Below are 25,015 nucleotides of genomic sequence, written 5' to 3'. Positions count from 1 at the left end.
GCAGGAGTGTGTGGATCACCCCGCTGACCCGCCGTTACCGTGCTTCACCTGCGGTGACTGTGGGCATGATGCCGGTGTGGGCTTCCGGTGTGGGGGAGCACACACCCGGCCGGAACTCCGGACATGCTGGCGCCTTTGCACCTCGGGCGGCGACACTGTCAGGAGATCACCCCGCCCGGGTGATCAGTCGTCCCGGCGCGAGCCACGCGCCGTCGGCGGAAAGGGAGGCCCTCGTGCCGCAAGTTCTGGTCCTGAACGCGTCCTACGAGCCACTGGGCGTCGTGTCGCTACGACGCGCCCTGGTCCTCGTCCTCGACAAGAAGGCGGTGAGCCTCGAGGACACCGGGGTACTGATGCACAGCGCGACCACAGCCGTATCGGCTCCGTCCGTCGTCCGACTGACCCGTTTCGTCCGAGTCCCGTTCCGTGGCCCGGTCCCGCTGACCCGCAGGGCGCTGTTCGCCCGCGACGGCGGGCGCTGCGTGTACTGCGGTGGCGTCGCAACCAGCGTCGACCACGTGATTCCGCGCAGCCGTGGCGGGCAGCACGCGTGGGACAACGTCGTCGCCGCGTGTCGCCGGTGCAACCACGTCAAGGCGGACCGCCACCTCGCCGATCTCGGCTGGCGGATGAAGCGGACCCCTGCCCCACCGACAGGCCTCGCCTGGCGGATCATCGGCACAGGCCACCGCGATCCGCGCTGGCGCCCGTACCTGGAGCCATACGGCACGGCGGAGGAGTTGGCGCATCTCGCGCCGATCCCAGCCCATCATCATGCCGGCGGCGCGCCCCCAGGGGCCCCGGTGGAGCTCAGCGCGTAACGCTGCGCGTCTCCCCGGGGCCTTTTCGTTGCCGTGGGCGAGCGTGTGCTGCTGCGTACAGTTGCACTACCTCAGGGGCGCGAGGAACTGCGCGAGAAACCACCCGGTGCGGATGGCCCTGGTCGTTCGGGGCTCTACCTGCGTGGGTGGCTTGTCGCGCAGTTCCCCGCGCCCCTGAGGTGCATGGCCGGCCTGCTGCCCAAGGTTCCCCGCGCCCCTGGGGTGGTGCAACTACCCCGCCGTCGGAGAGGTGGACGGGTCGGGGAACGAGGGGTCAGTCGGGTCCGGCGTAGCCGAATCGCTCGGAGACGGGCTCGGCGTGGTCGACGGGTTCGGGGACGGGCTCGCCGTCGAGCCCGGCTGCTGCGTGGGAGGCGTGGGCGGGCTGGTGACCGCGTAGACCTCCATGCCCCACAGCGAGTAGCCGGAGTTCGTCGCCCGGGAGACGCCCTGCATGCGCACGTACTGCGCGTTCACCGCGGCGAACGGGACGGTCTCGTTGCCGCCCTGGCCGTTGTCCACCGTCGCGACCGTGGTCCAGTTCTGACCGTCCATCGAGGTCTGGATCAGGTAGCGCGACGCGTACGCGTCCTGCCAGTGCAGGACGACCTTGGCGATCACCGCCGGCTGCGCCAGCTGCAACTGCACCCACTCGTTGTCGAACGCGGGCGAGGACCACCGCGTGGTCGGATCACCGTCGTTGACGTTGGAGGCCGGGAAGTCCGGCGCGTCCGCGGAGGAGGACGCCGTCGCGGTCAGCGCGAGGTCGGGGCCGCCGGTCCTCGGGTAGACGTGGACGGTGACGTCCTGGGACGCCTGCCGACTGCCGACGGTGAAGACGATGTGCGCCGTGTACGTGCCCGGCGGCGTGCTCGCCGACGCCGTGAGGCCGAGCGGGATGGCCGCCGAGCCGCCGCGCGGGAGCGCGACCGGGCCGGTGCCGCTGACGGTGAGGCCCTTCGCCCCGGCGGGCAGCTGCGCGGTGACCGTGCCCGTCGCGCCGCCGACGCCCTGCGCCTGGAGCACGCTGCCCAGCGGGACCGCGCCGCCGCCCGCCTCCAGGTCGACGCTCTGCTGGGAGAGCTGCAGCGACGCCGGCGGCGTGTCCGCGTACCACGGGATGACCTGGTAGACCACGGGCGCCGGGCTGTTCGCGCCGCCGGTCCAGGCGATACGGATCCGGTCGACCTTGAGCTTCGGGTCGGTGTCCAGCTCGGTGTAGCCGTCGCGGGCGACCGCGCCTATCGCCGTCCAGCCCTTGTCGGCGCTGTGGACCTCGACCGTGCCGGGCGCGTACGTACCCGGGTCGGTCAGCACCACGACGCGGTTCAGAGGCCGGGTCTGACCCAGCGTCACCCTGATGCCGTCGCCCGGCTGCGGGGCGGACGCGGCGCGGTAGGGGGAGTCGAGGTCCCCGTCGACCAGGTTGGCCAGCGGGTAGCCGGGCGCGGCGGCGGGGCCGTCGGCCGTCGTCGGCGTGGTGAACGGCGTGGTGACGCTGAACTCGCGGACCGCGACCGTGCTGTTCTGGGCCTGGGTGGCACGCAGCCGCAGGTAGTGGGCGACGACGCCGGACGGGAGCGTGGCGTCGATCTCGGACTGGCCCTGGTAGCTGCCGATGGTGTGCCAGGTGGTGTCGTCGGTGGAGTACTCCAGCACCGCGTCCTGCATGATGTCGCCCGCGGCGACGTCTCCGGTCGGGCCGCCCATCAGGATGTGGACGCTGCGCACCGGGGTGGCGCTGCCGAGGTCGACGCCGAAGCTGTCGCCGGTCTGCGGCGGGTCGGCGGACAGGTAGTAGGTGCTCGGGTCGCCGTCGACCATCAGCGCCGGGTCGTCGTTCGGTGCGGCGCCCATGGTGCTGAAGGCGGTCAGCTGGCCCGCGTCGACGCCGGCCCAGCTGTCGGAGGCCTGGAGCGCGCGGTCCAGGAACGGGTCCAGCACGCCGTCGCCGATGGTGACGCCGTTCTCGTCGAGCTCGGCGACCTGCTGGGCGAGGCTCAGCCGGAGCTTCCACGCGGTCGCGTTGTCGCCCGCGCGCTGGGCGCTCAGCATGTCGACGGCGGTCTGCCCGGCCACGCCGTAGCCGGCGAGCTGGGTGACCCAGGCGTCGTCCTCGGACTCCAGCTGTCCGCCGTCGACCTGGGCCAGGTTGTCAGTGGCCTGTGCCATGGTGGTGAACGCGGAACGGAGCTGGGAGGCGGCCCGGGCGCGGGCGGCCGTCGCGGCGGGGTCGTCGGAGTTCGGCCGGGGCGAGGCCGGTTCGAACGCCGACCAGAAGGCGTCCAACAGCGGGCGCAGGTAGGCGGATTCCGTCTGCCCGAGAGGGGACGAGGCGCTGTTGCCGGTCAGCGCGGAGAGGGCCGACTCGGCCTTGGGGTCGCCCGAGCCCGCCAGGTCGGCGACGGCGGCCTGCCAGGACGCCTGCGGCTGGTAGCCGCCGGGGTTCCAGGCGAAGTCGGCCGCGGTGAAGAGGGGGACGCGCGAGGCGACGGGCTGCTGCATGGCGTTGACCAGCAGTCCGGCGGCGTCGCTGGCCACGGACGGGTCGCGGCCCTGGTACGCACCGAGGTAGAGGCGGTCCTGTGCGGAGTCGTTGACGGGGTAGTTGTCCTCGGTCACCAGCGGGTGACCGAAGGCCTGCTGGGCGCCCGTCAGGTCGCTCGCGGTGATGGTGGCGGGCTGCACGCCGACGCCGGTCCAGACGACGAGGACGCTGGGGTCCAACTCCTTGGCCAGCGCGGTGCGGTAGGGAGTGCTGCCGTCCTGGTAGAACTCGCTGGGCAGCAGGGTGAGCGCGTCGGCGTCCGGGTGCTGGGTGATGAACCGCCGCAGCACCACGTCGACCAGGTCCGCCTGCGCGCGGGCCGCCGCCTCCGCGCCGTGGCCGTAGGCGTCCGCGTCGGCCTGGCAGTGCCAGTGGGAGTAGGTGGCCTGGGAGAAGTCGAGTTGGAAGGAGCGCACGCCCAGCGACCACAGCTGCTGCATCTTGGCGATCAGGGCGTTCTGGTCCTGGCTGGAGGTGTAGCAGAGCGAGCCGCCGAGCGAGAGCGAGTAGGCGACGGTGATGTGGTCCGCCGCGGCGGCCTGGGTGATCGTCCGCAGCCCGGCCTGCTGGGAGGAGGGGTAGGGCGTGCGCCACAGCGTCGAGTCGTAGGGGTCGTCGCCCGGCGCGTAGAGGAAGTAGTTCTGCTTGGTCCGCCCCATGAAGTCGAGCATGTCGACGGTCTGCGGGGTGGTCCACGGCGTGCCGTAGAAGGCCTCGCTGACGCCGCGTCGGACCGAGGACGGCCAGTCCTGGACGACCAGGCCGGGCAGTGTGCCGCCCTGGCCGAGGATCTGCCGGAACGACTGCACCGCGTTGAAGGTGCCGTCCGCGTCCACGCCCGCCAGCACGGCGATCCCGCCCGCGGCGGTCTTCCCGGGCGGGCCGACGGTGGCGCTGCCGCTGGCGAGCACGTAGCCGCCCGAGGGCAGGCCGCTGGGCGACGGGACGGCCGAGGTCGGCGTCGAGAGCGTGCGCAGCGCGCGGTCGGTGCCGCCGCTCGCACCCTCGGCACCGCCGCCGACGTAGATCGTCAGCACGCCGGGCTGCGGGTCGGTGTTCGGCGAGACGGTGTCCACCGTGCGCACGCCCGCGAGTCGGAGCGCCGCCTTCAGCACGGCGACCGCGCCCGGGTCGGCGTGCGGCGCGGCGGCGAGCGCGACGCGAGCCGGCTTGGCGACGGCGGTGCCCTGGGTGTGCTCGCGCTGCGGGCGCGGGTAGATGGCGGGCCCGGAGACGTCTCCGCCGCCGCTCGGCGCGCCCGAGGTGGCGTGGGAGAGGCCGCCGGTGCTGCCCGGGTCGCCTGCGTTGCCCGAGCTGCCTGCGTTGCCCGAGTTGCCCGCAGCGCCGTTCTGCCCGCCGCCGGTGGTCGCTCCTACGCCGACGGTCCGGGCGACGGCGTTGTGGGCGAGGGCGGAGGCCGGTCCGGCCGTGCCGACGAGCCCGCCGCTGACCACGGCGGCGACGGTGAACGCGGCACTGGCGCGGAGCGCCGCGCTGCGGGTGCGGACCTGCGCGCCGACCTGTGCGCTCATCCGGCTGCCCAGCGTCAGCAGCGGTGCGGTGCCCTTGAACTGGGAGATCAGCCGGTCCGCCGTCTCCGGCGCGAGACGGCGCGCGGTGCGGGCGGCGGTCCGGCGCGCGGTCAGCGCGGGCGCGGAGCCGAACAGCTGCTGGAGGCCGGTGTGTTCGGCGATGGTCCGCCGCAGACTGCTGCCGAGAGCCGCGACGATCCCGTCGTTGGCCGGAGCGGGCCGGTGGTCCTCCACGGGGACTCCTGATGCCTGGTCGGAAGCGTGCAGCGGTCGCGCCCGTCGGAGCCGGGCAGGTCCAGGAGGGGCTGTCGGGGCGTCGCTCGCGCCCGTACCCGGGACCGGAGATCGGCGAAGAGTCGCACGCGCCCCCGGAACCGCCTGACTGAACTCCGCCGAACGGGTTCAACCCCACCATCTCCAGCCACGACATGTCAATGCGCGGGCGTGTTGGCAACCGGCCGGAGTCCCGCCCGTCACCACCCGTTTGCCGGTGTCGAAGAGCCGCCCGTCTGGGTAGGTGACAAGGTGCCCTGCCGGGCCGGAAGTGCGGTCCGCGTCGCGACGCCGCGCCTCCCGTGTCCGTGCGAACCGATCGACACCCGCGCGAGACCCGTGCCGGCTCCCCCGCACGACCCGCGCACGACGTGCAACGAGGAGACCACGTGGCCGCCGACCGACCTCCGAACTCCCCTGGCGCAGGCGCGCTTCACACGCTCGCCCACGCCTTCGGGGTGGACACCGAGTTCGAGGGCAGGCCGGTGCCCGAGACGACCCTGGTGGCGGTGCTGGCCGCGATGGGCGTCGACGCCGGGGACGACGAGCGCGCTGACGAGGCGCTCCGGGGCCTGCACGACCGGCGAGCACAGCGGCTGCTCCCGCGCGCCGTCGTGGTCCGCGCCGGACGCGCCGAGGAGGTGGCGCTGCCGGGCGCGGCCGAGGCCTGGGTGGAGTTGGAGGACGGCGGCAGCGTCACCCTGCCCACGCCCTTCCCGCGCGGCGCCCATCGGGGCGAGGCGGGGGAGACCCGGCCGATCCCGGCGGACCTGCCCGTCGGCCGGCACACCCTCTGCGCCCGCCTCGGCGACCGGCTCGCCGCCGCCGCGCCGCTGCTGGTCGCCCCGGACCGGCTGGCCGGGCCGCAGCAGCGCAGCTGGGGCTTCCTGGTCCAGCTCTACTCGCTGCTCAGCGAGCGCTCCTGGGGCATGGGCGACCTCGGCGACCTGGCCGACCTCGCGCTCTGGTCCGGCCACACCCTCGGCGCGGGCTTCGTCCAGGTCAACCCGCTGCACGCGGGCATGCCGCCGGGACCTGACGGTCACTCGGACCCGTCCCCCTACCGCCCCTCCTCGCGCCGCTTCGCCGACCCGGTCCACCTGCGCGTCGAGGCCGTCCCCGAGTACGCCTATCTGACGGCCGAGCAGCGCGAGCGGGTCCGCGACGCCGCGCTGCGCGGTGCGCGGCTGCGCGAAGGGGTGCTGGTCGAGGAGGCGCTGATCGACCGCGACGCGGTCTGGGCCGCCAAGACCGAGGCGCTGCGGGTGCTCCACGCCGTCCCGCGCAGCGTCGGTCGCGAGGCCGCCTACCAGGCGTTCCTGCGCCGCGAGGGCGACGGCCTGCTCCAGTACGCGACCTGGTGCGCGCTCGCCGAGGTGCACGGACCCACCTGGCGGCGCTGGCCCGGCGGGCTGCGCGACCCCGGCAGCGCGGCGGTGCTGCGCGCCCGCGCGGAGCTTGCCGGACGCGTCGACTTCCACTGCTGGCTGGCCTGGTTGGTCGACGAACAGCTCGGCGCGGCCCAGGACGCGGCGCGCGCGGCGGGCATGCCGCTGGGCCTGGTCCACGACCTCGCCGTGGGCGTCCACCCGGACGGCGCGGACGCCTGGGCGTTGCAGTACTGCCTGGCCGACGGCATCAGCGCGGGCGCGCCGCCGGACGCGTTCAACGCCCACGGCCAGAACTGGGGACTCCCGCCGTGGCGTCCGGACGCCCTCGCCGACGCGGGCTTCGCGCCCTTCGCCGACCTGCTGCGCGCCAACCTCCGCCACGCGGGCGGGCTCCGCGTGGACCACGTGATGGGACTGTTCCGGCTCTGGTGGGTGCCGGAGGGCCGTCCGCCGACGGAGGGCACCTATGTCCGCTACGACCCCGAGGCGATGCTCGGCGTCCTGGCGCTGGAGGCGCAGCGCGCGGGCGCGATCGTGATCGGCGAGGACCTCGGCACCGTCGAGCCCGGCGTCCGCGAGGAGTTGGAAGGCCGGGGCGTGCTGGGCACCTCGGTGCTCTGGTTCGAGCGCGACTGGTCCGAGCAGGGCGGCGGCTCGCCGCTCCCGCCCGACCGCTGGCGCGAGCAGTGCCTGGCCACGCTGACCACCCACGACCTGCCCAGCACCGCCGCCAGGCTCAGCGGCGAGCACGTCGAACTGCGGCACGAGCTCGGCCTGTTGAACAAGCCGCTGGCCGAGGAGCAGGCCACGGCCGACGAGGAGCGCGAGGAGTGGCTCGGCGAGCTGGCCCGCGAGGGCCTGATGACGATCCCGCCCTACGGCGAGGGCCCGGCCGCCGACCTGCTGGAACCCCCGGACGGCCGCCACCTCCCCGAGGCCGTCGGCGCACTCCACCGCTACCTGCTGCGCACGCCCGCCAAGCTCGTCGGCGTCTGGCTCCCGGACACCGTCGGCGACCCGCGCCCGCAGAACCTCCCGGGCACCTCCACGGAGTACCCGAACTGGCGCCTCCCGATCGCCGACGCCAACGGCAAGCCGACCACGCTGGAACGCCTGGCCTCGGCGGAGCGCACGGCGGAACTGGGCGCGGTGCTGCGCGAGGGATGACGGCGTTGGCCAGGGGTCAGGGTGACATCACGTCAGGAACGGCCGCTCACACGGTACGGATCACCAGCGCGGGGCGCGCCCCCGATTCGTCGGCCAGTAGTTTGAGGTCACCAGGGTCCGAGGTCCACACAATGGCGCCCAGCGCGGCGGCCATGACCACAACCGTGGCATCGACCACGTCTGCCGTTCCCGTCGCTCCGCAGAGCACGCCGGCGGCCTTGGAGACGTCGGCTCCGACAGTTTCGATGGAGCAGCTGGACAGGATCCGGCCGAGGCGGACCTGTCGCCGCGCATTTCGCCAGGCCTGGCCGATGACGACAGCAGGCACGTGGATGTCGCGGCCCTCCTCCAGGGCGAGGTGGTGGCGGGCCCACATGCGGCGGTCGTCGTTGTCGATCGCGATCAGCGCCCCGGCGTCGTAGACGTAAGGGATGTTCACGCCGCACCGGCCTCGGAGCCGCCGCCGCTGAGGTACTCGGCGTCGGCGGTGGCCATCTCGGCCCTGGCGTCGGCGAGCTCCTGCGGGGTGAGCGCGCCGTGTTCGGCCTGCCACGCGACGAACTCGGCGCGTCCCACGCGCAGCCTCAGCTCGCGTTCGGCAGCACTGGCGATCAGGCGTGACACGGGCACGCCGGCCTCGCGCGCCAGAACGTTCATCGCCTCGACGAGGGCCTCTTCGAGTGTGATGGTGACCTTCTTGGATGCCATACATCGACCATATCACTGTATGGCATCGCGGCCGAGTTCCTCGACAGGGCCCCTCGTGAGTTGGGTTGGCTGCGGTGCTGCGCGAGGGGTGAGCTCAGGCGGCCGGCGGCCAGCGCAACTGACGTAGCGTCACCTCCGCTGTTGCCACGGGTGGGTGAAAGGCCCGGAGTGGAGGTGGGGATCCCTTCCGGTCGAGGTACCCCTGTCGTGCTCACAGCGTGCTCCGCACGCACCTCCGCACGCAGGGCCATGCCGGCGTCGGCACGGGCCGGAACAGGTGAATGGATGAGTCTGACCGCCAGACACTGGCGTCGCTGGGCCACGGCCCTGACTGCCGCGCTGGTCACCGCACTGACGACGGCGGCAGGCGGCCCCGCTGCCGCGCACCGGGACGCCTCGCTCAGCCCCGACATCGAAGCGATCATGCACAAGCCCGCCTATGTGCACGCCCAGTGGGGCCTCCTGGAGATCGACGACCAGACCGGTCGGGTCATCCACTCCCAGTACCCGAACCAGTTCTTCCTGCCCGGTTCGACCGCCAAGCTGGTGGCCGTCTCGGGGGCGATCCACGCGCTCGGCTTCGACCACCGGTTCACCACGCCCGTGCAGCAGCTCGGCCACCGGAGCGGCTCCACGCTGAACGGTGCGCTGGCCCTGGTGGCCCAGGGTGACCTGACCATGGGCGGTCGGACCAAGCCCGACGGCTCGGTGGACTTCCGGCCCATCGACCACACCTACGCCGGCGCCGTCCCCGGCGCGCAGCTCACCCCCGAGGACCCGCTCGCCGGGATCGACCAGATCGCCCGGCAGATCCGGAGCACCGGCATCACCCACGTGCAGGGCAACGTCGTCATCGACAACCGCCTCTTCACCACGGCCCCCGCCTTCGATCCGGCGCCGGACCCGCTGATCATCAACGACAACCTGATCGACCTGCTCTCCACCCCGACCACCCCGGGACACGCCGCCAAGCTCTTCTGGCGCCCGCAGGTCGCTCCCTACCAGGTCACCTCCAGCGTCAGGACCGTGGCGGCGGGCGGGCCGACAGCCGTCACTTTCACCACCTCGCACAACGGCACCCGGATCCACGTGTCCGGCACCATCGCCGCGGGCTCGCAGCCGCAGCTGCAGGTGTCCGGCATCCAGGACCCGGCCGCCTTCGGCCGCACCGCGCTGATCGAGGCGCTGCAGCGGGCGGGCGTCACCGTCTCCGCGCCGCCCACCGGTCCCAACCCGTCCCGGCTGCTGCCGGGCTCCTACGCGGGCACGCCGCGCGTCGCCGCCTACGTGTCACCGGAGTTCTGGCAGTACGTGCGGCTGATCTTCAAGGTCAGCCACAACCTCGGGGCCAACCTCAGCCTCTGCCTCCAGGCCGTCACCATCGGCAGCCACCAGTGCGGGGACGGCTTCACCGTGCTGCACCGGTTCCTGGTCGGGGCAGGCATCGACCCGACCCAGTTCAACCTGAACGACGGACGCGGCGGCGACCCCAACGACCGCGTCACGCCCCGCGGCGAGAACGAACTGCTGCACTACTGGCTGCACACCCCGGACGCGATCCGGTTCCGCGACACCCTGCCGCTGATGGGCGTGGACGGATCACTTGCCTTCGTCTGCCAGGGCAGCGCGACCTGCCCCGGCAAGGGCAAGGTCTGGGGCAAGACCGGCACGGTCGCCGGTGAGGACGCGCTCAACAACCGGATCGCGGAGGGCGCGCTCAGCATCGGCGGCTACATGGAGGTCTGCGGCGGCCATTACTACACCTACTACCTGGTCGTGAACGGCGCCTCGGTGCCGGACATCAACGGCGTCATTGAGGGCGGCAACGACCTCGCCCGCATCGCCGGCCTGCTCCAGGAGCAGGCCGTGTCGGGTCACTGACGCGGCGTCAACAACAACGACCGAGGGTGGTGCCGAGCGCGCACAGCGCCCGGCACCACCCTCCGTCGTTCGGCGGCCAGCCTTCAGCGGCTACCGCAACCGGTTCACGCCCCGGCCGCGCGGTCCACAGCCTGGGCCTTCAGCGCGCGCTCGACGCCGGAGCGGGACTCGACGACCATGCGGCGCAGCGCCGGCGCCGGGTCGCTGGCCGCCAGCCACGCGTCCGTGGCGTCCAGGGTGTCCGTGGAGACCTGGACCGTCGGGTAGAGGCCGACGATGATCTGCTGACCCATCTCGTGCGAGCGCTGCTCGAAGATGCCCTTGATCGCGGCGAAGTACTTCTCCGTGTAGGGCGCCAGCAGGTCCGCCTGCTCGGACTGCCCGAAGCCGCGGATCACGGCCTCCTGCACGGTGTTGGAGAGCGTCTCCGCCTCCACCACCGAGGCCCAGGCGGCGGCCTTGGCCTCCGCCGTCGGACGCGCCGCGCGGCAGGTGGCGGCGTGCGCCTCACCCGCGGCGGTGGCGTCGCGCTCCAGCTCGTCCATCACCGCGGCCTCGTCGGCGACACCGGCGGCCGAGAGCCGCTCCAGCAGCACCCAGCGCAGCTCTGTGTCGACGGCCAGGCCCTCGATCTCGACCGAGCCGTCCAGCAGGCCGGACAGCAGCGCCAGGTGCGGGGTGCTCGACGCCGAAGCGGCGAACGCCCGCGCCCACGCGAGCTGGTGGTCGCTGCCCGGCTCCGCGCCGCGCAGGAACTGCTCGGCGGCCTCGGCCAGCTTGTCCCGGCCGGTGGCCTTCCACTCCGGCGCGGCGTAGAGCTCCACGGCCAGCTTGACCTGACGCTGCAGCGACTGGACGACGCCGATGTCCGTCTCGCGGCCGACGCCGTGCAGGACCAGCTCCAGGTAGTCGCGGGTGGCCATCTCGCCGTCACGGGTCATGTCCCAGGCGGCGGCCCAGCACAGGGCGCGCGGCAGCGAGTCGGCGAAGTCCGCGATGTGCTGCGTGACGTTCGCCAGCGAGACCTCGTCCAGGCGGATCTTGGAGTAGGTGAGGTCGTCGTCGTTCAGCAGGATCACCGCCGGACGGTCGCGGCCGACCAGCTGCGGAACCTCCGTCAGCTCGGCCGCCTCGATGTCCAGTTCGATCCGCTCGACGCGCTTGAGCGCCGCGCCGTCCAGCTCGTACAGGCCGATCGCGATCCGGTGCGGACGCAGCACCGCCTCGCCACGGGCACCGGCCGGCAGCGCCGGGGCCTCCTGGCGGACGGCGAAGGAGGTGATCACGCCGTCGGCGCCGACCTCCAGCTCGGGACGGAGGATGTTGATGCCGGCCGTCTCCAGCCACGCCTTCGACCAGGCCTTCAGGTCGCGTCCGGAGGTTGCCTCCAGCGCGGTCAGCAGGTCGGACAGGCGGGTGTTGCCCCACGCGTGGCGCTTGAAGTACGCCTGCACGCCCGCGAAGAACGCGTCCTGGCCGACGTAGGCGACCAGCTGCTTCAGCACCGACGCGCCCTTGGCGTAGGTGATGCCGTCGAAGTTGACCTGGACGTCCTCCAGGTCGTTGATCTCCGCCATGATCGGGTGGGTGGACGGCAGCTGGTCCTGGCGGTAGGCCCAGGTCTTCATCTCGTTGGCGAAGGTCGTCCAGATGTTCGGCCAGCGGGTGCCCTCGGCCTCGGCCTGGCAGACGGTCTCCGCGAAGGTCGCGAACGACTCGTTCAGCCAGAGGTCGTTCCACCACTCCATGGTGACCAGGTCGCCGAACCACATGTGCGCCAGCTCGTGCAGGATCGTGGTCGCCCGGCCCTCGTAGGCGGAGTCCGTCACCTTGGAGCGGAAGACGTACTGGTCGCGGATGGTCACCGCGCCCGCGTTCTCCATCGCGCCCGCGTTGAACTCCGGCACGAACAGCTGGTCGTACTTGGAGAACGGGTAGGCGAAGTCGAACTTGTCCTGGAAGTAGTCGAAGCCCTGACGGGTCACGTCGAAGATGTGGTCCGCGTCCAGGAACTGCGACAGCGACGGACGGCAGTAGATGCCCAGCGGCACCCGCTGCTCGCCGTCCGGGCTCACGTACTCGCTGAACACGCCGTAGTACGGACCGGCGATCAGCGCGGTGATGTAGGTCGACATCCGCGGCGTGACCGGGAACCGGTGCACCTCGGTGTTGTCGACCGTGCCCTTCTCCGGCTCGGGGGAGACCTCGTTGCTGATGACCTTCCAGCCGGTCGGCGCGGTGATGGTGAACTGGAAGGTGGACTTGAGGTCCGGCTGCTCGAACGAGGCGAAGACGCGACGCGCGTCCGGGACCTCGAACTGGGTGTAGAGGTAGGTCTGCTGGTCGACCGGGTCGACGAAGCGGTGCAGGCCCTCGCCGGTGCTGCTGTACGCGCAGTCCGCGACGACGCGCAGCTCGTTCTCGGCGGCCAGGGACGGCAGGGCGATGCGGCTGTCCGCGAACACCTCGGCCGGGTCGAGCGCCACACCGTTGAGGGTGACCTCGTGCACGGCGGGCGCGATCAGGTCGATGAAGCTGGATGCACCCGCGGTGGCGGCGGTGAACCGGACGACGGTGGTGGAACGGAACGTGCCTCCCTCCGCCGCCGCGCTCAGGTCGAGCTCGATCTCGTAGGCGTCCACGTGCAGGAGCTCGGCCCGGGTCCGGGCCTCCTCACGGGTCAGGTTGGTGCCAGGCACGCTGCGTGACTCCTTCGTCGACTGTCGTCTTTGACGTCATTGACTCTGTCTTCGGTCTTCGCTGGCATCTTTGCACGTCCTACCCGGGTCGCTGGGCGCAATACGCGGAGCGCGATGGTGGTGCCCGTTACGCACCGGTACGGTGTGTGGCCGTATGTCGGTGTGAAGGGGGACGATATGGACGCGGAGTACACGTCGGGGCAGGTACCGGGGTACCCGACGGGGGGTGCCGCGTGGGATCCGCAGCAGCAACTGCAGTCGCTGCAGTCCCTGACCGCCTTCACCGTCACCATCGACTACAGCCGCGACCACACCACCTTCCTGGTGTGCCCGGCGGGGCAGTCCCAGCCGGTCGTGCGGATGCACAAGGACTATCCGTACAACGTGGACGTCCGGCCGTACTACGTCTATCCGGCGTTCGGTCCGCAGCAGCTGCTCGGCTACGTCAAGCTCGGCCAGGCCTGGGACGCCCAGCAGGTCCTCGTCGGCGGGCTCAAGCCGGGGGCGCGGCGCATCAACCTGGACGACGCGCAGCTGGTGCAACACGGGCTCGACGCCACGCTCACCGCCGTACGGCAGGAACTCACCGGTGGCCGCCGTGCGGCGCGCACGGCGTACCGGGTGCTCGACGATTTCAACCTGGGCTTCGGCCTGGGGTGGCGCGACAGGGCCGTCGAGGACGCGATGTTCTCCGCCCACATACGCTGCGCGGGCCCGACGTCCCCAGGCTTCGACCTCGTCCGCAAGGCCGGCCCCACCGCCCTCTACGAGATCGTCGTCCACGACCCCCGCCTCTCGCGGCTGATCGTCCTCGCCTACCTCGAGCGCTTCAGCACTTCGTCGGACGCCGACGTGCGGGCAGTGGCGGTCACGGCGACCACCAGCCCCTTCCGCAACCTGACGGAGAACCGCCGGATGCGCCGCGAGAAGCAGCAGCGCGAAGGGTCCTAGGCTGGGCGTATGCGTGCGACCCCTGGCAGTGCGACCGAACTCGTCCCAACCGACGTCGGCGACGCCCGGATCACCTGGCACCACCGCGACCGCGCCCCGCACGGCGTCCTTCTCCTCGGCCACGGCGCGGGCGGCGGCATCGAGGCTTCGGACCTCCAGGCGATCGCGGCGGGCGTCGACTCGGTCGCGGTCGGGTTGGTCGAACAGCCTTGGCGCGTGGCCGGAAAGCGCCTTGCGCCTGCGCCGAAGACGTTGGACGCGGGGTGGCTCCCGGTTGTCGCTCACGTCCGGGAGACGGTCGGCCCGGACGTTCCGGTTTTCGTGGGTGGGCGAAGCGCGGGTGCGCGGGTTGCCTGTCGCACGGGCGCGCAGACGGGCGCGGCGGGCGTCCTGGCCCTCGCCTTCCCGCTCCACCCACCAGGCAAGCCGGACCGCTCGCGCGCGGAAGAGCTCCTCGGCACGGGGCTGCCGACGTTGGTGGTCCAGGGTGCCCGCGACCCCTTCGGGAGCCCCGAAGAGTTCCCTCCACTCCCCAAGCAGACGCACCGTCTTGTGGCCCTCCCGGCAGGCAACCATGCCTTCGCTGTGCGGAAGAGCGAGGCCGACGTGCTGCCGGATCTGGTCAGGTCTGTGGGCGAGTGGGTTTCGAGCCGTATCCGGTAGAGAACTTGTCGGCGATCATCCCTATCATGTACATGGGCCGGTACGGACGAACGGGGAGGGGGTCTCAGAGATGGGATCCGGTAACGGGTACGAGGTAGACCTCAGCTACCTCCAGCAGGCAGTGACGCAGCTTCAGAGCGTCGCGGACGGCATGGACGGCACGAAGGAAAAGGCCAACTATCAGACGAATCTGACGCCAGGTCAGTTCGGCGGTGAAGGCTTCCTGGAGGCCCAGACGCTGTACGGCGCGCATGACGCGATGAAGACCGACATCACCAACATGATCGGGACTCTGCAGTCGATGATCCAGGAGTTCCAGGGCAAGACGAGCAGCGCCCACAAGGCGTACTCCGACCAGGAAACGAACACCGCTGGCGGGTTCAACAAGGGGATGTCCTGATGGCGGATGGATACGGCGACTACCAGGCTGAGCAGGCTTACCTCAAGCAGCAGCAGGAGGAGCAGAAGCAGGGCGACGCGGCCTGGCAGAAGTACCTTCAGCAGAATCCTGGTGGCAAGACCGGCAATGCGGGATTCACCACCAACTTCGAGGCCGCTAAGGGCTACGACGCCCTCAAGGCGATGATCCACGACGCTGACCCTGTAGCGATGCGGACCGCCGGGGACCACTGGGGCAGCGTCGCCAGCGAACTCAAGGCCACCGCGCAGCAGCTCACCTCAAGCGTGAACACCACGCTGGAGCACTGGTCCGGTGCGACTGCCGAGGCATTCCGGCAGAGCGCCGCTGACTTGAACACGAGCCTGAACAATGGCTCCCAGTATGCGGCAAACACGCAGACCGCGATGTACAGCGCGAGCGATGCGTTGTTGAGTGCCCAGCGGAACTTCCCAGCCAAGCCCGGCTTTTGGGACAAGGTTGGGGACGCCTTCGGCGGCGAAAGCGATGTCCAGTTCCATGAGGACGCCTTGAAGTACGGCCTGGCGAAGGCCATACAGATGGACGGTGGCCAGCTGAATGCCATGGAGGAAAGGCATCAGGAGGCTGTCCTGCTGATGGAACAGCTCGGACAGTCGTACAACGACGCTACGGCCCAGCTAGTGCCGCCCACGGGCAGTAGGGGTGAACCTGTCACTGTTTGGCCACCTGCGCCCACCACGCAGCCGACCCCGCCAATCGGTACGGGTACCACGCCTCCGGCGCCGCCGAACCAGGGTGGCGACGTTGCAATGAAGCCTATTACTGGCGGGGGTGTGCATGGGGGGACCTTCACCCCGCATGTCAACAATGGCGACCCGCACCAATACCATGTCAACCCTATCCTCCTTCCCCCGCACGGCGGGCGTGGCGGCAACAACTGGGGTATCGGCACCAAGCTCGACGGCGTTTCAGGCGGGCTTCACAGTGGTGTCGGTACCGGTGGTGGTTTCGGCGGAGGCGGCGGCGTTGGCGGAGTCGGTGGGCTCGGCGTCGGCGGTGGAGCTGGTGGAGCTGGGTTCGGCGGCGGGGGCATGGTCGGCATGTCCGGTCTTGGTGGTAGCAGCCTGAGTGGTGGAGCTGGCTCTGGCACCGCTGCTGGCGAGGCCGCCGGGGTTTCGGAGGAAGGCGCGATGGCGGCCGAGGGCGAGGGTGCCTCCGGCGCGAGCGGCGAGTCCGGCATGGGAGCGGGCGGCTTGGGCGGTCTCGCCAACGCTGCCGGCAAGAAGAAGCAGCGTAAGGGCCGCGCCGACTACCTCGTCGAGGACGAGGAGACCTGGGGCGTCGACGCTCCGGTGAACCCAGGCGTGATTACGTTCTGAGAGTCAAGTAGTGTCCTGCTCGTCTGTTGAACGTACGCGAGCGGGGTGACGGGGTATGGGCTTCAAGCGAGCACTGCAATCTATCGGAGGGGCAGCGCTCGCTGGAGCCCTCGTACTTGGCGTGTCGCCGGTGGCACAGGCGAACGACGGTGCGCGGGCTGCCGAGTGGCCCCTGAAGGCGTACGGTGCTGAGAACAACCTGGTATGGAACCATTCCACCGGGAAGGGCGTCGTCGTTGCTGTCGTTGACTCTGGTGTCCGCGCGACCCATGTTGACCTGACTGGGCAGGTACTTCCCGGCACGGATGTCGCCTTCGGAGGCAACGGCTGGACAGATCACTCTCCACAGGGTCACGGCACCGGCATTGCCAGTCTCATTGCTGGTCACGGGCACGGTCCGAACGGCGAGGACGGCATCATGGGCCTCGCTCCCGGCGCAAAGATTTTGCCGGTTGGTGTCGGTGCGGGTGACGACACACACGGGAATGGCGATCTGGCCTCCAATGTCGCCGAGGGAATCCGATACGCGGTAGATCATGGCGCTCAGGTCATAAACTTGTCGTTGGGTGCTTATGACCGCGACCCTGGGGAAGAGCAGGCCGTCGCGTATGCCGAGCAGCACAATGTTGTTGTTGTTGGGGCGGCCGGCAATGAGAACACTTCGAACCCGTCGTATCCGGGATCTTTCCCGGGGGTGATCAAGGTCAGTGCGGTTGACCAAAATGACAACTTCTGGCCGAAGTCCGACACGAGTGGGATTACCGTTGCGGCAGCCGGTGTTGGCATCGTCCTGGATGGCAACGGTAGTGACACGCAGATGGTTCAAGGCGACGGCACTAGTTACGCCACTGCTTATGTCTCAGCCATCGCTGCTCTCTTTCGGGCTGCGTACCCGAACCTGACGGCAGGGCAGATCGTAAATCGGATCATCAAGACGGCGATCCTGCCTGCGGGGCGCACTGCCCCGGATCTTGATTACGGCTACGGCGTCGCGTCGCCGGACTTCACGACCAACGTCCCGGCAGGCCCCGCCGCCGGCCCGCTGCCGCAGGCCTCTGGCGCCCCGTCGGACTCGTCGTCCTCTTCCAGCGCAGCGCCCGTGACGACCGGGACCAACGCGAGCAGCGGTTCCTCCGGCAGCGGGATGGCGATCGGCCTTGGCGCGGTCGGTGGCGTGGTGCTTCTGGTCGTGATCGGTGTGATCGTCGCTCGCACTCGTCGTCGTGGTGGAAACGGTGGTGGCGGCGGTGAGCCGGCCTACCCCACCGCGCCGCACTACCCGAACGCTCCGCAGCAGCCTTACCAGCCGCCGACGGGCCAGTACGGCGGCCAGTCGCAGCAGCAGCCGTACCAGCAGATGCCGAACAACCTGTACCAGCAGCAGGGACAGCAGCCGCCGCGTCAGCAGTAGTAGCCGCCAGGACCGTTGAACAGGGCACCCGGCTTGCGCCGGGTGCCCTGAGTGTTTCTCGGCGAACGACCCCGCGACCAGACTGGTCGCGGGGTCGTCTTGACTCTGTAGCAGACGAGAACTGCCGCTTAGCCCGCAGCTACTTGTACTCGTGGATACACGGCAGAACGGTGCCGAAGTTGATCAGGTACACCCGCAGGCCTGCGGTTCCGCCGCCGGGGACGACGAGCGAGCCGCTGGCCCCGAAGATCTCGGGTCCAGACGAGTAGGGCATTGTCGCGACGGTGGTTGCCGCGCCCGTTGTCGGGTTCAGCGTCACCAGGGCGCCGTTGCCGCTCCCTCCCATGGGAGGCGGATTGGAGATGGCGTAGATCGTGTGGCCGCTCGTCTGTGGCGCGACTGCCAAGTGAGTCCCGGCCTTGATGGCGTCGGTGTACGTCCAGAGGACCTTGTCGGTCGTCACATCGATGCCCTGGACTTCGGGCGTGTTCTTCGAGTCGCTTGTCTCGGAAACCAGGGTGTTGCCCACCATCTGCACGTTGACCGGCCCTTGCCCGCTGCCACCGGGCTGGATCCCGGCCGCAGCGCTGACGACGGTCGGGTTGCCGCTGCTGTCGTAGACGGTGACGTCTCCCGAGACGCTGGCAGCGCCCTGAACCTCAGCGACCAGCGGGCTGCTTGAGAACACCGCCTGGATGGTGTCCTGATCCGTGCCGGGCTTCTGCCACAACTGCGCGCCCGTCGTCGCGTTCAGGGCGGTCATCATGTACTGCTGACTGGCGTTTGGGCAGAAGTCGTACAGCAGGATGGCGCTCCCCGCGCCGGAGGAGTTCTCGGAGCAGGACGGATCGCGCGGCTTGTAAGTCCACACGGGGGTACCGCTGCTGGGGTCGAACCCGCCGACCACGGTGTCGCTGGCGACCGCGGCGACATTTCCGCTGATGAAGGTGGTCGCGTTCCCCGGCGTGCTACCGGAGCTGGAGGAGCCGGGCAGAGACGCGTGCCAGAGCACGTGGCCTGTGTTGGTGTCCACACCGATCAGGGTGGTGCAGGTGTGGTCGTTGCTGCCGAACGCGATGGTCCCGACCCCGGACGACGTCACCGTGGGCGACAAACTGCAGGGGACACCGGCTCCGGCCGGCGGCTGCACGAACCATGCGAGGCGGCCCGTGGAAAGGTCATAAGCCCGCACCCCCTGGTCCTTGGACCCGCGGACCACGTACTTGTCCGTCAGCCAAAAGCCGACCACGCTGTCCTGTTCGGGGCCGACGGGCGTCTGCCAGCCGGAAGCCAGGGCCGGAGCGCTGCTGCCGCCGGTCAACGGGTTGCCGCCGCCACCGCTGAACGCGATGACCGCGACCACGATAAGGATCAGGGCGAGGCCGCCGCCTATCGCGCCGTAGAGCAGGCCCTTCTTGGGGCCGCCACCCTGACCCGAAGGCGGCGCGGCCGGCATGCCCTGCATCGGCGGGGCCTGCATCGGCGGGGCCTGCATCGGCGGGGCCGTAAACGCCTGTTGGCCGGGGACCTGCTGGTACGGGCCCGGCTGGCCGGGCATGGGCTGGCCCTGCGCGTAGGGGGCCTGTGGGTACGAGACCTGCGGCGCGAACTGACCCTGCTGGTAAGGGGCCTGCGGGTAGCCTGGCTGACCGAACGGCTGCTGCGGGGGCATGGGCTGCTGAGGAAGCGGCTGACCCATGGGCGGCACGCCGGGCATGCCCTGCGGCGGCATAGGCGGCTGGCCTTGCTGCGGAGGCACGTTGGGGTACCCGTAGCCCGGCGTGGCCTGTGGCCAGCCACTCACCTGCGCTGGTCCCGGGCTTGCACCAATCGATGCGCCCATGGCGCCGTTGCCCGGCGTCTGGTCGGTCATGCCCCCGTACCTCCTTGCGTGGCCCGCCGACTGGCGTTCAGTCAGCACAGGGAGGGATATCGAGGTGGCCCGCCCCGCGGGCCATCGTAGAGGGCACGCGGGACCTCCTCAGCCTGGGTACCGGTGGTACGGGTGGTACGGGTAGTACGGGCGCTATGGGCGGCACAGGTGAGGTCAGACTGCTCGGACTGGAGGTACGGCCCGTCTCCAACTGTGCGCACCCACGGCGCTGGTCCGGCTAGCTTCCAGCGAGTTTGTAGTCGTAGTAATCCGTGGGGCCGACCATGACGGCCTGGAAATAGAGGGGTTCCCCATCTTCGTCCAGCGGAACCTCGTGCCCCGCCGTGCGCGTGAAGCCGAGCGAGAGGCGGGGTACGTAGGCATAGTCGGTCTCGCGGAGGACGGTTCGTCCCTCTGCCGCCAGCGCGTCCAGCAGTTGCCGGGCGGGCGTACGGAACACATCCCGGTCACCGAAGCGGACCGTGATCTTCTCGGGGCCAGGTCGTGGGGTCCACACCTCCGCGGAGGTCAAGGTCTTGCCGTCCTCGAGGTGGAAGACGATCTCGAACTGCGGGTGGACGGCAAGCACCTTCATGTAGCGGAACATGTCGGCAGAGCCCTCGTCCTGGATCGTCACCTCTCCAAGCCGCGTGGCCGCATCGATGACCTGCGCTGCAGGGATGCCGAGCGAGAATCCTGTGATGCCGTGCGGCGGGTCGAGCTCGATGTCCATGCCGGTCATTCTAGGAGGCAGGTTCTGAACTTCCAGCCGTTGGCATCCAAGTACTTCTTGAATTCCACGTTGTTTTGGATCGACTCGCGCATCTCCTTGATCGCGGCATCGTACTTTGTGCCGTGCACGCGTCGGATCTCGTCGATGTCCATCTTCATGGCTTCGTCGAACTTGCCCTGACGAATGAGACTGGACTGTGCGGCGCGCCACCGGTCGGGGCCGGGGCCCGAACCGGTGGAAATGAAGTCGCGATGGTGCTGGTACTCCATGCGGATGGCGGGCCCGTAACCCATGTTCAGGTCCCCGCCCGCCATGCCCAGACTCTTGTAGGTGGCCTTGGCCGGCACGTGGTTGATTTCGTACCGAGTGCTGTTGGAACCGTCGCTCCAGTTGGCCGGTTGCAGCTTGTAGTACCAGCCGCCCATCCCGGAAGGCTGCTTCTTGGCGAGACCGAGAGGGTCGATCCAGTACAGCGGGTTCGGGACGTAGCTATGGGGGTTGAAGTCGGCGGCCTGCCCGAGAGGGTCACCGGAGAGGTAACGGCCAGTAGCCGGGTCGTAGTAGCGGAAGTAGTTGTATGCCAGCCCTGTCTCGTCATCGTGATATTGCCCGGGCATCCCGAGCGGGCAATGCACATCGTCACGTGCGGGCCTCAGCGGCCGCCCCCACACGTCGGCGGAGGAGGCCCAGGCGATGGTTCCGTCAGCGGATATCAGCTCGCTGGGCGTGCCGACGAGGTCGCTGACGATGGCCCAGAAACTCGCGTCGGCTTCGGTCAGGCCGCTGTCCCTGTCTCCGCCATGGTTGTACAGGCTCCGATGCTCGGTCTGGGCAAGTGGGGTCAAGCCCTCCAAGTCCCAGTCCCAGCTGCGGATCCGCAGAGAGCCGTCCGCGAGAACAGTGGACTCTTCGGCTAGGTTGTCCCCGTCCCAGCTGTACCGGGTCTCTTCGGTTGAACCTGCAGGAGCATCGGCGCGCCGTTTGAGGGTCCGCCGACCGACAGGGTCGTACGCGTAGAGCCAAGAGCCGTGACCGGGTGTGTCGACGCGTACCAGTTGGTCCTGGGCGTTCCAGGTGTAGCTCCATGCCCGGCGCCGTCCGGACAGCGTGCGCGCCACGGCGCGTACCACCCTTCCCCGCGCGTCGTACTCATACGTCGTGCGACCCGCGCTGCTCAACAGCGACCCCGAAACCTGTCGCTCACCCTGGGCCGCTGCGTCGGCCCGGCGGGAGTCATGCGTGTGGGTGAGGTTGCCGAGCTGGTCGTATCGGTAGCTCTCCGTCCAGGTTTCACCCCGGACACCAGTGATCCGGCCGCCCGGAGTGAGGTCGAACTCTCGCCTGCCTCGCATGCGGTCGTCGGCTGCGAGCAGGATTCCGTCGGCCCGGTAGGAGTAGAGCCGCTCCTGGACGTTGTAGCCCTGCAGACCGTCGTTCGGTCCAGCTTCTGTGCTCGACGGGAGAGCGAGGACCGTCTGGGCGTTGAGCCGGTGGCAGGCGTCCCAGGTCTGAGCCAGAACGGCCGAGGCGCCGAAGCGCCGCCGGGTCTCGCGGCCGACCGCATCGCGCTCAAAGGTGATCCGCCCGCCCGAACCGGTGAGCGTGAGAGGCTCACTGTTGGCGTCGTAGGTCCAGTGAGAGACGATGCCGCTCGGCGTGGTCCTACTGACTCGTCGGCCGATCACGTCGTAGGTGTAGGCGGTGGTCCGGCCGTTGGCGGTCTCGCTGAGAACCCGGCCGGCGATGTCCCGGCTGTAGATGATCTGGTCGCTTCCACGCGAGACCCGTTGGACTCGCCCTAGATCGTCGTACTCCAGCGCCGTGAGGCCGTCACTGTCCTGACGTCCAGTCAGGTTTCCCGAGTCGTCATAGCGAAATGCCGTGGTCGCGCCATCAGGGCCGATGGTCGCGAGCAATTGGTGAGCGCCGTCGTTCACGTACGTAAGGCTGCGGCCGTTGAGGTCTGTCTCCGTAACGAGATTTCCCCCTGCGTCGTACTGATAGGTCCACCAACTCTCACCGGCCCCGGCTGCGATCAACTGCAGTTCGGAGTCGTAGCGGAAGAGGTGGAGTTCGCCGTCCGGGAGCCGCCGTGCGTCGAGGCGTCCGAAGGGTCCTATTTCGAAATGGGTGACGGCGCCTATCTGGTCACGATATTCGACGACGTTGCCTTCGGCGTCGTAGATCCACTCCTCCGCCGCACCGTCGGGGTGGATCCGACGGGTCACATCTCCCTGAGCATTTCGCTCCAGTCGAAGCGTGCTGCCCGAGGCATCGGTGAGCGCGACCGTACGGCCGAAGGCGTCGTAGTCCACGCGTGCCGTGTTCCCGTCCGGGTCCGAGACCGCGGTGGCCAGTCCAGCTGCGTTGTATTCGAAGGTGCGGGTGTGTCCGAGTGGGTCCGTGACGGCTGCGAGACGGCCGTGGGCGTCGAACTGGCGCGTGGTGACGGCACCGGCCACGTCGGTGCTGGAGATGAGGTTTCCACGATCGTCGTAGGCAAAGGTTCCGGTGGAGACGCCGGCCTGTACGACCCCCGTGAGGAGCCCCAGTGAGTTGTAGGAGAGCTCGATCGTCCGACCGCCCTCGGCGGTGATGCGAACAGGTGTACCTTGCTCGTCCACCATGTAGCGCGTCGTGCGGCCGATCTCATCCGTCCGGGAAACGACGTGGCCCGACTCGTCGTAACCGGTGAGAGTCTCGTGACCCAGCGGGTCGACAACGCGGGTCACGTGCCCGTCCTCGTCGTAGGAGAACCTGGTGGCATGGCCGAGGCTGTCGGTGACCGTCGTGGCGCGTCCCGCGATGTCATAGCTGAACCAGGCATCAAGGACGCCTTCCGTGCCCCTTCCGCAGACAACTCGTCCGTCGCGACCGTATTCGTACGTGTAGCTGTGACCGATACGGTCCGTCCAGGAGGTGATCCGGTCGTCCTCGTCCCAGTCGTAAGTCAGAGTCATCCCTGAGGAGTTGACGACACCACTGAGCCGTCCCGAGTCGTCCCACGTGTAAGCGACCACCCGTGACCCCCGGCCGGCGTCGGTGCCGTCGAGCAGTCGCAGTCCCGCGATCCGCGTGCCCGCAGGGGTGTGCACCGTGTCGACGGCGATTCGGTAGCCGCCGGAGTGACGAATCTCGACGGGGAGGCCGTCTCTGGAGTAGAGGTGGTCGTATCGGTTTCCGTTGCGGTCGGTCACCGTGCTGAGCGGACGAGTGCTCGCATCCGGGGTGCCCGGAACGGGGTCGAAGTGCCGAACCAGACCAGTGTCCGGGCTCTCGATTCGAATGGTTCCGTCTGGTCCGTCCCAGCTCAGCGGCCATTTCGCGCCGCGCAGCGGCAGGACACTCGACACGTTGTCGGCTGGGAGCGGATAGTGAAGGATCTGTGCATCGTCTCCCGCGAACCAGATGCCGTCTGTGTCCACTTGGACGCGTTCGTCCAACGTCCCTGACCAGCCGGGGCCGTACCACCGTCCACCGATGTACCCGGAGGCGTAAGCCCGGCGCAGAGCCAGCGGCAACGCGCCTTCCAAACGTAGATCAACAGCCGTGGTGATCATCTGCCCGGTCACCACATCGACCGGGTCCCCGGCGGTATGACAGCCGACGTTGCCCTCTGACGGCTGCCCAGGTCGGGGCTCCTCTCCGCCGAGGTTCGGGTCGTCTCCGCCTGGATGTTCCCCTCGCGGATTCCCACCGTCTCTGCCGCCGGCTGCTCCTCCCTCTCCAGGAGCGTGGACGTGAGGTGAGTTTGCGTCCTTCTCCGCGGACTTGGCCAGGTTCTCGGCAGTCTCCGCCTCGTTCTTGGCGGCGTTCTCCGAGACCGTCTTCGCTCCGCGCTCGGTGTCCTTGAGGATGCTGTGGTAGGCCTTGGCGAAGTCCTCCGCCAGGCTCTTGCCGGCCTTCTGTGCTGCTTCCGCGATCGCCTTGGCTATCTGACTCACGACGCCCCCGCCCCCGAACGGCCGTTCCCATCATGGGCACGCTACCAAGCGGTCAGGGCAGTGGCTCACCGTTTCGCGGGCGCCAATGTCCGTCCTACATCTAAAGATGGATCCCTAGACGAAATCTCCGGACGGCTCAAAGCCGTGCGGGTCCTTCGGGAACGCGTAGGAGAGGACTTCCGACACGATGTCGCGGTCAAGAGCTGACAGCAGGAAGCGGGCGAAGCCCATGTCGAAGTGTTCCCACACTGTCCCGCTTTCGTCGTTGACCATGACGGTCCACTGCTCGGGACTCTGGCCGGGCCGGGCAAGCCAGTAGCCGATCTCTCCGTTGTCGGTCGTGGCCCAAACGATGAGCCGGCCGCCGCTCGCCAGTTCTCTCGGCTTCTCCACGAGTTCCCAGAGGCCCTCAAGAGCTTCGTCACCGTGCTTGATACCGGTGATGAGGTCGTAGTGCTCGTTGGCGCAGCCGGGTTCGAGTACCCACAGGTGCTGGTCGACGTATCCGCCGCCGAAGGTCTCGATGAACTGCTTGTAGTCCGCAGGCAGTTCGGTCCCCACCGCTCTGGAGACCTCGTTCCAGTCCTTCGACTGGCCGCAGGATGCGGGCAGGGGCAGCACATGCGTGAGCTGTTGGACGGCTTCGTTCATCGTTGTTCCTA

16 protein-coding genes are annotated in these 25,015 nt (G+C 69.5%); 8 read left to right on the top strand and 8 right to left on the bottom strand.

The genetic code is table 11. From position 1 onward, the window contains the following. Positions 1-233 precede the first annotated feature (233 nt). A complete protein-coding gene (locus I2501_RS20500; RefSeq protein ID WP_196195585.1) occupies positions 234-821 on the top strand; it encodes an HNH endonuclease in 588 nt (195 codons plus the stop codon). 231 nt (positions 822-1,052) lie between these two features. Here the strand turns inward: I2501_RS20500 and I2501_RS20495 are convergent, their stop codons facing one another. Beyond that, positions 1,053-5,135: a beta-N-acetylglucosaminidase domain-containing protein gene (locus I2501_RS20495; protein ID WP_196195584.1), complete on the bottom strand. Its 4,083-nt coding sequence runs from the start codon at positions 5,133-5,135 to the stop codon at positions 1,053-1,055. A gap of 428 nt (positions 5,136-5,563) precedes the next feature. Here I2501_RS20495 and malQ point away from each other — a divergent pair, with 428 nt between their 5' ends. Beyond that, positions 5,564-7,732: a 4-alpha-glucanotransferase gene (gene malQ, locus I2501_RS20490; protein WP_328806504.1), complete on the top strand. Its 2,169-nt coding sequence runs from the start codon at positions 5,564-5,566 to the stop codon at positions 7,730-7,732. 46 nt (positions 7,733-7,778) lie between these two features. On the opposite strand, the gene I2501_RS20485 is transcribed toward malQ, so the two are convergent. After that, entirely contained in the window at positions 7,779-8,171 is a 393-nt protein-coding gene (locus tag I2501_RS20485; protein WP_196195583.1) for a PIN domain-containing protein, read from the bottom strand. Further along, on the bottom strand, positions 8,168-8,440 hold the full coding sequence (locus I2501_RS20480) for a ribbon-helix-helix domain-containing protein (protein WP_196195582.1): 273 nt from the start codon (positions 8,438-8,440) through the stop codon (positions 8,168-8,170). The genes I2501_RS20485 and I2501_RS20480 overlap by 4 nt, the downstream gene beginning before the upstream one ends. A gap of 285 nt (positions 8,441-8,725) precedes the next feature. On the opposite strand from I2501_RS20480, the gene dacB reads away from it, so the two are divergent. Continuing rightward, complete coding sequence (gene dacB / locus I2501_RS20475; protein ID WP_196195581.1) at positions 8,726-10,321, top strand: D-alanyl-D-alanine carboxypeptidase/D-alanyl-D-alanine endopeptidase; 1,596 nt, start codon at positions 8,726-8,728, stop codon at positions 10,319-10,321. A gap of 104 nt (positions 10,322-10,425) precedes the next feature. On the opposite strand, the gene pepN is transcribed toward dacB, so the two are convergent. Then, positions 10,426-13,020: an aminopeptidase N gene (gene pepN / locus I2501_RS20470; protein ID WP_196195580.1), complete on the bottom strand. Its 2,595-nt coding sequence runs from the start codon at positions 13,018-13,020 to the stop codon at positions 10,426-10,428. A gap of 177 nt (positions 13,021-13,197) precedes the next feature. Between pepN and I2501_RS20465 the strand changes: the two genes are divergently transcribed. From I2501_RS20465 to I2501_RS20445, 5 genes are all read left to right on the top strand, one after another. Beyond that, the gene (locus I2501_RS20465; RefSeq protein WP_196195579.1) at positions 13,198-13,971 is read left to right on the top strand and encodes a hypothetical protein; all 774 of its coding nucleotides are present in this window, start codon (positions 13,198-13,200) and stop codon (positions 13,969-13,971) included. 9 nt (positions 13,972-13,980) lie between these two features. Beyond that, complete coding sequence (locus I2501_RS20460; RefSeq protein WP_196195578.1) at positions 13,981-14,634, top strand: alpha/beta hydrolase family protein; 654 nt, start codon at positions 13,981-13,983, stop codon at positions 14,632-14,634. Between the two features lie 70 nt (positions 14,635-14,704). Next, complete coding sequence (locus tag I2501_RS20455) at positions 14,705-15,034, top strand: hypothetical protein (protein WP_196195577.1); 330 nt, start codon at positions 14,705-14,707, stop codon at positions 15,032-15,034. Then, positions 15,034-16,392 (top strand): WXG100 family type VII secretion target, encoded by a 1,359-nt coding sequence (locus I2501_RS40285; protein WP_196195576.1) that lies wholly within the window; start codon positions 15,034-15,036, stop codon positions 16,390-16,392. The genes I2501_RS20455 and I2501_RS40285 overlap by 1 nt, the downstream gene beginning before the upstream one ends. A gap of 130 nt (positions 16,393-16,522) precedes the next feature. Next, positions 16,523-17,803 (top strand): S8 family serine peptidase, encoded by a 1,281-nt coding sequence (locus I2501_RS20445; protein WP_328806503.1) that lies wholly within the window; start codon positions 16,523-16,525, stop codon positions 17,801-17,803. 139 nt (positions 17,804-17,942) lie between these two features. Here the strand turns inward: I2501_RS20445 and I2501_RS20440 are convergent, their stop codons facing one another. The 4 genes from I2501_RS20440 to I2501_RS20425 form a co-directional block, all read right to left on the bottom strand. Continuing rightward, positions 17,943-19,676, bottom strand: a complete 1,734-nt coding sequence (locus I2501_RS20440; RefSeq protein ID WP_196195574.1) for an outer membrane protein assembly factor BamB family protein — start codon at positions 19,674-19,676, stop codon at positions 17,943-17,945. 238 nt (positions 19,677-19,914) lie between these two features. Then, the gene (locus I2501_RS20435; protein ID WP_196195573.1) at positions 19,915-20,409 is read right to left on the bottom strand and encodes a hypothetical protein; all 495 of its coding nucleotides are present in this window, start codon (positions 20,407-20,409) and stop codon (positions 19,915-19,917) included. 5 nt (positions 20,410-20,414) lie between these two features. Then, positions 20,415-24,353 (bottom strand): RHS repeat-associated core domain-containing protein, encoded by a 3,939-nt coding sequence (locus I2501_RS20430; protein ID WP_196195572.1) that lies wholly within the window; start codon positions 24,351-24,353, stop codon positions 20,415-20,417. A 114-nt stretch (positions 24,354-24,467) separates the two neighbouring features. Next, complete coding sequence (locus I2501_RS20425) at positions 24,468-25,004, bottom strand: SMI1/KNR4 family protein (protein ID WP_196195571.1); 537 nt, start codon at positions 25,002-25,004, stop codon at positions 24,468-24,470. Positions 25,005-25,015: the final 11 nt, after the last annotated feature.

The sequence above is a fragment of the Streptacidiphilus fuscans genome (genome assembly GCF_015690355.1).
GTDB lineage: Bacteria > Actinomycetota > Actinomycetes > Streptomycetales > Streptomycetaceae > Streptacidiphilus > Streptacidiphilus fuscans.
Note: the sequence above shows the minus strand (reverse complement) of the source record. Positions and strands in the feature narration are given on the sequence as shown.